Annotated in this window: 10 protein-coding genes (1 of these 10 only partly in view); 5 read left to right on the top strand and 5 right to left on the bottom strand. The window is 37.5% G+C overall.

Annotation, left to right across the window (positions count from 1 at the left end):
• Positions 1-69 precede the first annotated feature (69 nt).
• From FRZ67_RS07000 to FRZ67_RS06990, 3 genes are all read left to right on the top strand, one after another.
• A complete protein-coding gene (locus FRZ67_RS07000; protein ID WP_147188849.1) occupies positions 70-576 on the top strand; it encodes a YybH family protein in 507 nt (168 codons plus the stop codon).
• A 144-nt stretch (positions 577-720) separates the two neighbouring features.
• Positions 721-1,017: a thiamine-binding protein gene (locus FRZ67_RS06995; protein WP_147188848.1), complete on the top strand. Its 297-nt coding sequence runs from the start codon at positions 721-723 to the stop codon at positions 1,015-1,017.
• On the top strand, positions 1,017-1,535 hold the full coding sequence (locus tag FRZ67_RS06990) for a HEAT-like fold family protein (protein WP_147188847.1): 519 nt from the start codon (positions 1,017-1,019) through the stop codon (positions 1,533-1,535). Before FRZ67_RS06995 ends, FRZ67_RS06990 begins: the two co-directional genes overlap by 1 nt.
• A gap of 93 nt (positions 1,536-1,628) precedes the next feature.
• Here FRZ67_RS06990 and FRZ67_RS06985 read toward each other — a convergent pair whose 3' ends face one another.
• The 5 genes from FRZ67_RS06985 to FRZ67_RS06965 all read right to left on the bottom strand — a co-directional run bounded on the left by FRZ67_RS06985 (position 1,629) and on the right by FRZ67_RS06965 (position 11,628).
• Positions 1,629-4,385 carry a pre-peptidase C-terminal domain-containing protein gene (locus FRZ67_RS06985; protein ID WP_147188846.1) on the bottom strand — a complete coding sequence of 919 codons (2,757 nt, stop codon included), beginning with the start codon at positions 4,383-4,385 and terminating at the stop codon, positions 1,629-1,631.
• 693 nt (positions 4,386-5,078) lie between these two features.
• Positions 5,079-5,699: a response regulator gene (locus FRZ67_RS06980; RefSeq protein ID WP_225975586.1), complete on the bottom strand. Its 621-nt coding sequence runs from the start codon at positions 5,697-5,699 to the stop codon at positions 5,079-5,081.
• A 52-nt stretch (positions 5,700-5,751) separates the two neighbouring features.
• The gene (locus FRZ67_RS06975; protein WP_147188844.1) at positions 5,752-7,725 is read right to left on the bottom strand and encodes a tetratricopeptide repeat-containing sensor histidine kinase; all 1,974 of its coding nucleotides are present in this window, start codon (positions 7,723-7,725) and stop codon (positions 5,752-5,754) included.
• A 229-nt stretch (positions 7,726-7,954) separates the two neighbouring features.
• Entirely contained in the window at positions 7,955-8,938 is a 984-nt protein-coding gene (locus FRZ67_RS06970; RefSeq protein ID WP_147188843.1) for an NAD-dependent epimerase/dehydratase family protein, read from the bottom strand.
• A 242-nt stretch (positions 8,939-9,180) separates the two neighbouring features.
• Positions 9,181-11,628: a M1 family metallopeptidase gene (locus FRZ67_RS06965; protein ID WP_147188842.1), complete on the bottom strand. Its 2,448-nt coding sequence runs from the start codon at positions 11,626-11,628 to the stop codon at positions 9,181-9,183.
• Between the two features lie 402 nt (positions 11,629-12,030).
• On the opposite strand from FRZ67_RS06965, the gene FRZ67_RS06960 reads away from it, so the two are divergent.
• Together FRZ67_RS06960 and truA are read left to right on the top strand one after the other, a co-directional pair.
• A complete protein-coding gene (locus FRZ67_RS06960; protein WP_147188841.1) occupies positions 12,031-13,356 on the top strand; it encodes a proline and serine-rich protein 1 family protein in 1,326 nt (441 codons plus the stop codon).
• A gap of 5 nt (positions 13,357-13,361) precedes the next feature.
• Positions 13,362-13,721: the start of a tRNA pseudouridine(38-40) synthase TruA gene (gene truA, locus FRZ67_RS06955; protein WP_147188840.1), read on the top strand. It continues 399 nt past the right edge of the window; only the first 360 of its 759 coding nucleotides appear in the window; it begins with the start codon at positions 13,362-13,364; its stop codon lies off the right edge, out of view.

The raw sequence follows: 13,721 nt of genomic DNA, 5'->3' as shown, positions 1-13,721 counted from the left end.
GTTATTAAATTCCTGAAAAAGGTATTTTATCCTCCATAACTTAAGCCTACCTTGTACAAAATTCCTAATATGAAATCGTTTCTTTCTTTATTAGTAATAATAACTTTTTTGGCTACCGGTTGCAATACAGCTTCCGAAAACAAGCCTGCAGAAGCTATAGTTGCATCTGCTTTCAATCTTGATTCAGTAAAAGCAGCTATTGTTTCCAGTAACCAACTGTTTGCAGATGCTTTCGTAAAAGGAGACTCTACATTATTGATCGATCGTTACGCTCCCGACGCCTGCCTTCTCCCGGCTGATATGCATACATTATGTGGGCACCAGGCAATTGCTACTTTTTACAGAGGCGCTTACGATATGGGTGTAAGAAATGTAAAATTAAATACCACGCAGCTTTACGGGGAAGGTGAGTATGTTACGGAAGAAGGTACTTATGAAATATTCGCTGCTGAAAACAAATCAATGGACAAAGGAAAATTCCTGGTGCTCTGGAAAAAGACAGATGCAGGATGGAAAATGTTCAGAGATATTTTTAACAGTGACAACCCGCCACCAACGACGCCTCCTGCAAAATAATTTTATAAATATTTTTTTTAGAAAAGGGATCAACCGTTGGTCCCTTTTTTATTGCTCTTTTGTTGCAATGAAAACAGAATGTACAAGTGAGTGACACAACAGAAGGTGCCATGTAATACATTTGCTGGTAACAAAAAATAAATCATGCATAATTATATTATCAACGCGTCTATACAAATTGTGCCTATTGTGCAGGATAAACACCCTTATGAATGGGTAGATGAAGCAATTGCGATTATTCAGGAATCAGGAGTGAAACATGAAGTTGGACCTTTCGCTACTGTGCTGGAAGGAACTTATGATGAAGTGATGAAAGTGATCAATGATGTAAATGAATATTTATACAGTAGGGGTTGCAACGAATGGATCAGTAATGTGCAGGTACAAATTCGCAGCGGTGGCAATATAACAGGAGATGAAAAAACTGAAAAGTTTAAGTGATGAATATTAAAGAAGCATTGCTGGATGATGAAGCTTACAATAAGAAGCGCATGTTGGAAGTATCTGAATATGCATGTGCATCAGCAAAAAATTTTACAGCATTAATGCAATGTTTTCTTGCCAATGATTACAGGCTTGCACAGCGGGCTGCATGGAGTGTGAGCTGGGCTGCAAGAAAGAAACCTGAAATGATAAAGCCCTATATTAAATCACTAGTGGCGCAATTAAACAGGACAGATGTGCATAATGCTGTGATAAGAAACAGTGTGCGTGTGTTGGTAGCAATCGATATTCCTGAATCGTTTCATGGAGATGTTATGACTGCGTGTTTTAAATTTATTGAAAGCCCTACTACAACTGTTGCTATTAAAGCATTCTCTCTTACAACACTTTATAATCTTTCTAAAATATATCCTGCAATAAAAGGTGAATTACAGCTCATCATCGAAGATCGTATGCCACATGAAACTGCAGCCTTTAAAAGCAGGGGAAAGAAAATTTTAAACGCAATGAAATAAATGTGATTAATATTTAAGGCAATAAAATCTGAACAAGTAATATAAAAAAGCCCTTCACCAAAGTGAAGGGCCTTAGTGTTAAATCCAGACCTGTTACTTGGAAACAACGACCTTCTTTGCAATTGTATTACCATTAGAGTCTGTTACCTGCAGCATATAAATGCCACCTGTTAATTTTCCTGCATCAACGATTGTTCCTGATAACGCTGATGCGTTGGTATTGGGTTTATTCCATACGATATTTCCATTCATGTCTTTTAATGTTGCAGACAGTTGTGCATTTGTTTTTGCATTGAACTGTATGCGGAACGACGATCTTGCAGGATTCGGATAAACGAGCAAAGTTGAATTATCTGTTAATGTTGTTTTGCCAATAACATTATCTGCTGATTGTGTGGCTGCTGCAAAGCTTGCTGCAGTAGTGAATGTTGCAACAACAGAATAAGGACTGAGGGCGATGAAACCATTGGCACTGTCGCCTGACGCAACACGGAACTGATAAAGCGTTGCAGGTGTAAGTCCGCTAATGTTTGTGGACGTACCGTACAGGTATTTCGTTGTCCATGTAGCGGAACTTTGTGGCTTATACTGTAGTTTATATCCGAGAACGCAACCTGTATAACCATCCCATCCAACTTTTGCCGATGTACTCTTAATGTTTGCTGATACAAGATTTGCCGGTATTGGTTCCAGTATTGCTGCAGTACTGGTGCTATAGGCATTACCGGTTGCACCATCCCCGTATGCTCTTGCAGTGAAGTAGCCTGTTGGTAAACCACTAATAGTAAATGCACTTGTGGTATTTATGTTGGTTGTGCTGTATAGAACTCCAAACCTATACAACTGTACTTTGTAAGGAGCACTGCTGCCGCCGCATTGCAGCCTTATACTGTTAAGCGAATCGCACGAATTTACCGGTGTTGCATTTAGTAATGTAACAGAAGCAACATTTGTTTGGGTAAACACTGGGTTTAGGCTGTACGCGGTAAACTCATTGGAATAATAAGTAAATACTCGTACATAGTAATACCCTTGTGTAAGACTTGATAAATTGATCACGTTTGGTGTGCTACAGAAGTAATTATTATAGATAGGCGCAGCCGTTGTATCCTTATATAACTGAACCCACGTGCATTTTGTTGAATTATCAATTTTATGACCTTCCTGATTAAAATTAAGCGTTAAGGCACCGGTACCTGTATAATTTATCTTCCATCTGTCTTCAGCATCTTTTAAACCATTATAATAGAAATTAACATGACCTGTTGTAGTACCGTTAGCAGGCAATGTTTTAGCCTGTGCATAATAATTATTTGGCTCATTATCATTGGCATCGGTGTAAGTAGTAAGTGTATTGCTTAATGTATAAGGTGCAAACTCGGTAGTGTAATAGGTATTTATTCTTATGTAATAAGTTCCGGCAGAAAGACCGTCTGACTTGATAGTTGTGCTGCTGGTTGTATATGCAGCGTTTAGCTGTGTGGTACCATCATTGTCGTAAAGATAGGCCCATACATTTTGTCCATTATGGGATTGAATGGTTAAGCTTATCATGCCATCTTCTGTAGTTGTCAGCTTATACCAATCCTGTCCGTCTTTCTGCAGGTTATAATAATAATTGACATGCCCTGTTTTACTACCGTTTAAGGGTAATGTAACTGCCTGTGCTTTTGTATCATTTGGTTCAACATCGTTTGTCTGCGCCGGGCTAAACAAACTATCGGCTAGTGTATAGGGTGCCCATTCTGTATTGTAATAAGTATTTACTCTTACATAGTAAGTACCGGCTGAGAGACCATCCTTGTTTACAACAACTGCAGAGCCGGATGTATAGCCACTTGCCAGAACAGTAGAACCATCATTGTCATATAAATAAGCCCATACGTTTTGCCCGTTAGCGGATGTCATTGTTAAACGAAGTCTTCCGTCTGCATTAGTAGTTACTTTGTACCAATCAAATGTATCTTTTACATTGTTGTAATAATAATTGTTGTGTCCTGTAACGGAGCCGTTAAGCGGCAGGGTTAATGACAGTGCCTTTGTGTTATTTGGTTCCACATCATTTGGTTGTGTGGGTACAAATAAACTATCGGCCAATGTATATGGCGCCCAATCTGTATTATAATACGTGTTCACTCTTATATAATAAGTACCGGCAGCAAGCCCATCCTTGTTTACGACAACTGCTGAGCCTGCGGTATAACCACTTCCTAATAGGGTAGTGCCATCGTTATCATACAAATACGCCCATACATTCTGACCGTTTGCAGATGTCATAGTTAAACGAAGCCTGCCATCTGCATTTGTTGTTACTTTATACCAGTCGAATGTATCTCTTATATTATTGTAATAATAATCGATATGACCCGTTTTGCTTGCGTTTAAGTTTAAAACCTTTGCCTGAGCTTTTGTATTATTTGGTTCCGCATCATTTGCCTGGGTTGGCACTGTTAAGGTGTTAGAAATACTATAAGCAGGCAATTGCCCGCTATAATAAGGATAAACTCTTAAGTAATAAGTTCCGGCAGCAAGCCCGTCTTTTGAAATTGTAGCGGTCCCTGAAGTGTAGCCAGAATTTAGTACAATGGTGCCGTTGTTATCATAGATCTGACACCACATATTCAAACCATTTGAGATAGCAATCGTTACATCTAATTTGCCATCCGCAGTAGTAGTTACACTCCACCAGTCTTCATCGCCGGTTGCACCTATTGTGCCCGTATTACTTCCGTTTAAAGTGAGTGTGTTTGCCTGAGCCTTTGTATTATTGGGCTCGCTTTCGTTGGCTTTTGCTGTGCTCCACATAAGGGCACAAAAAGCCATGGTCATTAGTAGAAATTTCTGTTTCATCGGTACAGGTTTTGATTTTAAAAAAATGATAATGGTCGTTCGGGATCATATGCAATACAATTGCTTCTGTTTGCGTCAATAAACTTTCATGCGAATAAATAATTTAAGATAGCAGTGCATTTTATAGTTGACAGTAAGTTATGTAAGCTCTATGTTATTACTGTTAAGTGTATCTTTTTGCATGACATTAGCAGATGCCATTCTCTCTTTTGAACCCGGCTATACATTTCTCTTCAGTGTTCCTTGCGTCGCACTTTTGTACTCCTTTAATCCTATTCAACTGCACAGATGGCCAAGCCCCTGATACCAGCTTAATTATAATGCAATGAACCTTTGATAACTATTTTTAATAACTGATTGGATGCAATAGTGATATGAAAAAACAATGTTCAAATGTACACTGCTGTTAAAGAAAAGTCAATACCCAACTTTGGGTAATTTTTTATAGTAATGGCTAAAACGCTTTACTGGTAAAGGTTGCAGGGAATGTTGAGGATAAGTGAAGGCAATTGTTTGCGGTGCAGTATTTGCCGGAAAAGAAAAATACATTTAAAGAAAACCCTTTTGCATGATAATGAAACCTCAGCTCAATTATGTTTTGCAGTACAAGGGAGTGACACAAGGAACGGTGATTAAAGTACCAACGACGGTACAAAAAAATTACTTTCACTAAGTATGCTTATCAGGATGGGGTTAATTAATAAGCTTATGTTCTTTTACGAATTGCATTAATGATGCTTCGCCTTTTGTATTGGTTTTTCGATAGATATTTTTTCGGTGTGTTTCCACAGTCCGTTCGCTGATATATAGTTCATCAGCAATTTTTTTGTTGCTATAATGTTTAATGATACATTCAATTATCTGCAACTCTCTTGCAGTAAGATTGAGAAATTCATTATCGGTCCTTATTTTTTTAAAGATCTCATATTGCTGTAAAACGGGCCTGGAAAAATAAGTGCCGCCAGAAACAATGGTTTCAATAGCAGTTAATAATTCTTTTTGCCCGGAAGCTTTGGGAATATAACCATCGATTTTTGCATCTTCAATCATTCTTGCAATTGTTGCACCTTCTTCACTCATAGATAAAGCGAGGATTTTTATATGCGGCATTTTTCTTTTTACGGTAAGCGAAAGATCATAACCGTTCATTCCATGCGGTATAGTTATATCTGTAAGCAGCACATCAATCTTTACCTGGCCAAGTAGCACAAGCATATCTTCTGCTGTATTGGCTTCTGCTGCTATATTGAATTTTGTATTATCCTGCAGTAATAATTTTAAACCATCGATCACGATTTGGTGATCATCGAGAATGGCGAGTTGGATAATATGGTTGTTACTGCTGATATAGATAAATTTATTGCTGTTATAACGGTATGTAAAAAGCTATCATTGTTCCTTTACCCGGATTGCTGTTAATATCTAATGTTCCGTTAAGGTACTCTATTCTTGAGCGAATATTTTTTATGCCATTGTTTTTAGCTAAGCCCGCATCATTTGTGTTAAAGCCAACACCATTGTCTTCAATGGTTACATCGATCTCATTATTTTCATTGATCATGGCCACATCCAACCTAGTGGCGCCGGCATGTTTTAAAACATTCTGCACACATTCCTGTATAATACGGTAGATCATCAATGTAGTATTTTCTTTAATGTTCGTAAAATTACCTTCAGCACTAAAATTAATTTTTAATTCCGGGGCCTCAATTTTATTAAGCAGATCTTTTACTGCATTAGTAAAACCTGAATGCGAAAATGCCTGCGGCATCATACTATGGCTAAGATTTCTTACTTCAGTGGTGGATTCTTCCAGGAGTGCGGTAATGTTATTGTAAATTTTTTTGCGTGATTCATCAAGACCATTTAAGTGATTTCCTAATACTTCAAGATTAAGTTTTGCAACAACCATTTTTTGAGCTACGCTGTCATGCAGATCACCGGCTATGCGTTTTCGTTCATCCTCTTCTGCCTGCATTACTGCCTGTATGGTTTTTTTCTTCTGCTCCATTTCCATTGTTTGCAGTTTTATGCGTTGATTCTTTTTGCGGTTTTGAAAATAGAAATACCCGAATAATAAAGTTGCCGCAAGCAAACCAGCAGTGCCATAAATAAAATAATTCTTTTTAGTAAGATCATATTTCTGCTGAATAATGGTGTTTTCTTTTTTCTGCACTTCATATTTTGCCTGCATTTCTGCAAGTGCTTCTGCAGAGTTTGTTTTGTAAATAGAATCCTTTAGTGAAATGATCTGTTCTAATACTTCAGCATATTTGCCGGTATCGCCCTGGGCCTTGTAGTTCTCTGCGAGTGTATTGAATAGAAAAAAGAGCTTTGTATCAAGCTTATATTGCCGGGCTATTGCAATGCCTTCATTACAAATAGCAATTCCTTTATCAGGTTGTTTATTATCCGCATAATACAAGCCCAACTGGGCCATATCAGAAACAATATAAAATGGATCACCGATTAGTTTTCTGATAGCGACCACTTCTTTCAAAGGAGCTTCAGCCAGTTGACTCTTACCAGATGTTGTATATAACTGGGCCTGGATAGCAAGAGAATTAGACAGGGCAAAAAGGTTTTCATTTTTCCTTGAATAGTTTATGGCTTTACTTATATAGTAAAGGCTGGAGTCTGTTTTTCCAAGCCCTCTATAGTTTAGTGCAAGATTGGCAAATAAAATCCCATATTTTTCCAGAAGCATGGTGTCGCTGGTAGTTCTTAATGCTTTCAGATGCCAGCTTAAAGCTTCATTGGTTTGCCCTATTTCCAGGTAGGCCCAGCCAATAAGCGTTTTACCTTTTATCTGCAATAGTATGTTCCTGGCTTTTTCCGCTTTATCAATTACCTGGTAACCCATATCAATTGCTTCCTTGTATTGATTCTTTCGCATATAACATCGGCCTTTTTGATTTAGCACATTAGCCTGCAACACCTGATCTTCTGATTTACCTGATAAAATTTGAAGACATTGGTTGGCCACATCCAGGGAAGAATCAATGAGACCTTTATTTGTAAGAGCAAATGCTTCGTAATACATTGCCCACACTTCATCACGCAAATCGTTTTGTTCCTGTGCAATTGTTCGGGCCCTTTCTGCATAAGCCATTAGTGTGTCGGAATGCAGTGAATAACCCTGATCACACAGATCAAGAATTGCCTGAATTTTTTCTTTTGGAGACTGTGCTTTTTGGATAACTTGTTTTAGGTCATCAATAACCTTTGTTTGTGAAAAACCGGTATGGCTTTGAAAAAGCATTCCTGCCAGAAATAAAAGGACTATAAAATGTTTTTGAATAAGCAAGATGGTGTTTGGTTGATGTGTTTTCAATTTCATTGGGAACGTTGGTACGCTAAATTAGGTAAAGCATTAATCCTACTGGAAATAGGGAGAATAAAAAAAGATGAAAATTATGAGCCTGGCATTAGAATATACATTAAAAACCTGTTGCGTCGCACTCTTGTACAATTCAATGTACTGCAGCAAAGCAATTGAAATTTATATACACATCAAAATAAAAAAAACTGCCATTTAGAATGGCAGTTTTTAAAAAAAATATAAGCACTTATACATTTACTGCAGGCCGCTGGTAAATGCTTGACTGTTCCTTGATCCATGCATAAGTTTTTTCCATTCCTTTTCTTAGCGGCATAGAAGGCTGCCAGCCTAATTTTTCTTTTATCATTTTGTTGTCTGACTTTCTGCCTCTTACACCCGTCGGTCCTTTAATATTTTTGATACTTATGTTCTTGCCGGAAATATCAATTACCATTTTTGCAAAGTCATTAATAGAGATCATTTCTTCTGAGCCAATATTAACCGGCCCGGTAAAATCAGATTCCATTAATCTTCTTACTGCTTCAATACATTCATCTATATAAAGAAAAGAGCGTGTTTGTTTGCCATCTCCCCACACTTCAATATAGCTGTTGTTGTCTGCTTCGCAAACTTTGCGGCACATGGCTGCTGGCGCTTTTTCTTTGCCGCCTTTCCATGTTCCCTGTGGCCCAAATATGTTATGGAAACGTGCTATTCTTACCTGCATATTATAATTCCTGCTGTAAGAAAGATATAAACGTTCACTGAATAATTTTTCCCAGCCATATTCACTGTCCGGCGCTGCGGGATAGGCAGAGTCTTCTGTGCAATTTGGATTATCAGGGTCTAACTGGTTATACTCAGGATATATGCATGCTGATGAAGAGTAGAATATTTTTTTTGCACCGGCCAGGTAAGCGCCATGTAATACATTAAGATTGCACAGTGCAGAATTATGCATTACCGCAGCATCATTATCACCCGTAAAAATATAGCCGGCACCACCCATATCTGCTGCAAGCTGGTAAATTTCATGCATGCCTGCTGTTGCTTTTTCTGCTACTGCAGCATTGCAGAGATCGCCAATAATAAATTCGTCTGCCTGCATGTTGCCATATTCATTTTCTTTGAGATCAACTCCGCGCACCCAGTATCCTTCGTTTTTTAAACGGTTTACTATGTGCCCGCCTATAAAACCACCAGCTCCACAAACAACTGCTGTTTTAGTCATAAACTGCATTTTGATCAAAAGTATAATTTAAAAAATAATTGTGTGCGTAAGAATTGTAGCCCGGTTTTATTGCTGCTATATTTACTCATGTACAAGTGTGCGACGCAAGGAACGATGCTATGAGTAACTTTAGCCCGGATAATAAAATTCTTCTTTGCTAAAAGCATTTATAAAAGTGTAAATAAAAATGTCTCCCCATTTTAACGGGAAGACATTGAAATTTATTTAAAGCCGGTGACAATTTATTTTAAAGCATTACTGATGTAGTTTCCAATTTCGGGCCCCTTTGCAGCAGCTACATTTTGAAGGGCATTTTTTATAGCAGGATCTATAAATGCCCGGTACGCTTCTGGTATTTCATTTCTAAAAGCGACTACTTTATCGATACCTGATTTTATTTTTGCAGTGTCGGAAAGCTTTGTAAGATAATCGCAGAATGCAAGCGTTGCCGAAACTTTTGTTTCACTCAGGGGCAGATTAACATAGCGGTCTTCAAGAAAATCGAAATCAGCTTCTGTGCCGTTTTGCATGATAACAGCAGCAATAGCGTCATCAAGTTTTCCTTTTGCATCAGGCGCCATTTTCTTTGCAAGCGCCAGCGCATTTGCGCCATCAAGATTATTTAAGCCCATAAGTGCAGCGCCTGCTATACTGTAAGATGAATCATTAATATACTGCGCAAACAGTGGTTTGTATTTTGCATTCCCGGTAGTAGCCAGTACTTCCAGAGCTTTTGCTTTTGTTTTTCTGTCGCTGTCTGTTTTAGCCATCATCTCAATGGTTTCAATAGTACTTTCATTTGAAAGTAATGCAGAATCTTCACCAATAAGATCAAGCGTGTAAGAACGTAGCCCTGCAAATTTATCTTTTAAGCCAAGTGTAATTTCCTGCATGTTATTCTTTGCAAAATATTCAAGTGCTTCCCTTCTGTCGAGATAAAGTGGTGCGTATTTTATTTGTGCTAAATAATTATCTGCTGTTTTATTATCTGTCTTTTGGCAGAGAATAATTTTGTTGGCGTCTACATTTATAAGATCAGGACGTGTTGTATAGCTGAAAGAAAACGTATCGGTTTTATTATTCATCCATACATTATAGCTTTTTTTATCAGCACCGTTATATATATCAATAGCAATAGGTAGTTTAAATATCTTATCGCCTTTCTGCAATTGTTGCATTATAACCATCGCCTGGCCTGCTGCGTCATCGTAACTGTAATCAATTTTTAAAATAGGATGGCCACTACTGTAATACCACTGATTCCAGAACCAGTTAAGATCCTGGCCAGTAACAGATTCAAATGCAAGACGTAGTTGCTGCGCTTCACCTGTCTTAAATTTATTGTCAGTAAGATATTTATTAAGCGATTTGAAAAATGCATCTTCTCCAACATAGCTGCGCAGCATATTTAATACACGTCCTCCTTTTTGATAACTTACATCATCAAACATATCTTCTTTATCCCTGTAGTAGAACCTAACGAGATCTTTGTTTTCGCTCCCACTTAAAAGGTAGTCCTGCATGGCAGAAAAATTGTGTTCATCACCCGCATCTTTGCCATATTTATATTCCTCCCAAAGTGTTTCACTAAAATCTGCAAAACTTTCATTTACGGTGATGTTGCTCCAACTTTCAGTGGTAACAAGATCTCCGAACCACTGGTGAAATAATTCATGCGACACAACGTCTTCCCATGAGTTGCCATCTAATAATTGTCTTGCATCCTGATAAGCGCTTTCCTGATGTAATGTAGCAGTAGTATTTTCCATGGCACCGCTTACATAATCTCTGCCTACTATCTGCGAATATTTTGCCCAGGGAAATTCTATACCCAGTTTTTCTGAATAGAATTTGATCATCTCGGGTGTATTGCCAAATATTTTTCGTGCAACAGGCGCATATTCTTTCTCTACATAGTAGCTTACTTCTTTGCCTTTGTAACTGTCTTTAATAACTGCGTAATCACCCACGCCCATAAAGAAAAGATAAGGAGCATGGGGCAGATCCATTTTCCATGTATCGGTTCTTGTGCCATCTGTATTTTTCCTTTGGCTTATTAATAAGCCATTGGAAAGTGTAACATATTTTGCAGGCACCGTCATGCTTATTTCTTCAGTGCTTTTTTGATTGGGTTTATCAATGGTTGGCATCCATACACTGTTGCTTTCTGTTTCCCCCTGCGTCCATATTTGTGTGGGTTTATTTTTCTCTTCACCTTTTGGATTAATAAAATATAATCCCTTTGCATCATTAATTGCTAAGCTGCCTTCAACTTTTACTTCATTGGGTTTAGATATATAATCAATATAGATAGTATAATTTTCACCGCCTTTATACGTCTTATTAAGTGTGATCTTTAAAATCTTATTATCATATGCATACTTAAGTGGTAATTTTTTTGTACCGGTGATAATCGCAACTTCATTTATTTTCATTCCCTGTGCATCCAGCGATAAAGAATCTGTAGGATAAAAATGTGGTTTTAGTGTTAACCATTCTTTTCCATACATCCACGCATTGGCATAATCAAAACGCACATCCAGTTTTGTATTAACGAGATCATTAATCTTTGAAGCTTCAGCCCTGTATATTTTTTTCCAGGAGTTATCTTTACTAGCTTTTACAACCACATCCTGTGCATTGAGTAACTGTACAGCAAATAGTCCAATCAAAAAACAGCATTTCTTCATTATTATAATTTTTGGAACTGCAAAAGTATTCTTCTGTCGTATAGACAGCGTAAAGAAATATATAAATGGTTTTAACAACATGCAGTTTTGCAAAAATGTTCACGGCATCTTTTCATTTATTTTTTGTTTGTGTGCTTTTGTTTTTTGTAGCATCAGCGGTTGTGTCACTCACTTCAAGTTTCGGAACTATGAGCAGCAAGCTATGAGCAGTTTGCAATGCATTTTAACTCGAAATTCGGCGCTAAAAGCTCAAAGCTGTTTTTCAGTACAAGAGTGCGACGCAACGGAAGCTTAATAGCTTATCTGTAGCCTGGTTCAAAAAACATAAAAATGGTTTCAAACTATCGTGCCTGATAAACGGCTTTGTTTTTGCATTAGTTTTGTCTAAAACAAATCAGGGCGATGAATAAGGTTTTCAAAATTGTATTAATAGGTGCGTGTTTGTGTTGTTTAGCTAGTATAAATGTACATGCACAGCAGAATCATTTTGTATATATACAGGCAGATGATAAACTTCCTTTTGATGTTACTGTAAATGGGGCCACTTATAACTCGTCTTCGATAGGGTATGTAATTATTCCAAAACTCAACAAAGGCAATTATCAATTCAATATTTCATTTCCGGATAAAAAATTTCCGGAACAACAGTTTACTTGTTCCGTAGACAAAGCTGATGCAGGCTTTGCCTTGAAAAATTATGGTGAAAAGGGCTGGGGGCTTTATAACCTGCAAAGTCTTGAAATTACAATGGCGGCAGGTGCTGCAGCATTAGTAACGGAACAAATAACGCCTGTAGAAGACCCTGGGGCTTTTGGTAATATGCTTTCTGAAGTAGCAAATGATTCTACATTGAATCAAAAGAACGAGCCTATAAAACCTGAAAAGGAAAAGCCAATAGCTGTGATTGATACTTTATCTGCGATTAAACAAGACAGTGATGTTGCAGAGACCAAAAATAATGATGATAAAAATAAAAATAAAGTTGTTGTTCAGGGTGAAGCATTGACAAATGCAGCGGGTACGTCCGTTGCTGAAAAGCTAGCTCTGCTTAAAATCACAGAGTCATTTACAGACACAGGAAGGGATATGGTTTTTGTAGATAAATCAAATGGTTTAAATGATACGATAAGAATTTTTCTGCCTGTTATAGCAGATTCTTTAAATGATGATAAAGAAGCGGTAAAGGCTGTAAAGACTGAAGAACAACAAATAGCAGAAGAAAAAAAGAACCCTGATACAATCCTTGTTGCTAAAGAAGAAACTTTTGTAAAAAAGGAAGATACTGTAGCATCTGATAAATCAGGAGAAGTTAATAATCCCTTTTTCAAAAAAGATGACACAAAGCCAGCAGTTAATAATGAAACTGAAATGCCAACTGCAAGTGAAAATATCACTAATGGTACTGAAACTAAGAAACAACAGCTAACCATTAAGCCTGAGTGCAAAACGATTCTCACGGAAAACGATATGGATAAATTAAAAAAGAAGATGGTTAGTGCGGATAATGACGAGAAGATGATAGGCGTAGCCAAAAAAAATATCCAGGATAAGTGTATAACTACAGATCAGGTGAAAAGCCTTGGAGCATTATTTCTCTCAGATGATAGCCGATATAATTTTTTTAATGTTGTTTATCCATCGGTATATGATCCTGCATCTTTTTCTTCGTTGGAAAGTCAGTTGATAGATCCGGCTTACAAAAAACGTTTTCTGACCCTGCTTAAATAACTATTATGCGGCGATACTTTCTTGAAGTAACGTATAAGGGTACAAGGTATAGTGGTTTTCAGGTACAAACTAATGCAATTACAATACAGTCAGAAGTAGAAAAGGCTTTGACTACTTTATTCCGTCAGCCGTTTAGCCTTACGGGATCTTCGCGTACAGATGCAGGCGTACATGCATTTCAGAACTTCTTTCATTTTGATACCGATATTTTCATCCGACAGGAGCAGCTGTATAACCTCAATGCCATTCTTCCATCGGATATTGCCGTAAAAGGAATTTATCCTGTTGAAAATCAGAGTCACTGCCGTTTTGATGCTGTTTCAAGAGAGTATAAATATTTCGTTTATAAAGAAAAGAATCCCTTT

It is taken from the genome of Panacibacter ginsenosidivorans, from assembly GCF_007971225.1.
Classification (GTDB): Bacteria; Bacteroidota; Bacteroidia; order Chitinophagales; family Chitinophagaceae; genus Panacibacter; species Panacibacter ginsenosidivorans.
The sequence above is the reverse complement of the archived record's forward strand: the minus strand, read 5'-3'. Positions and strand labels throughout refer to the sequence as shown.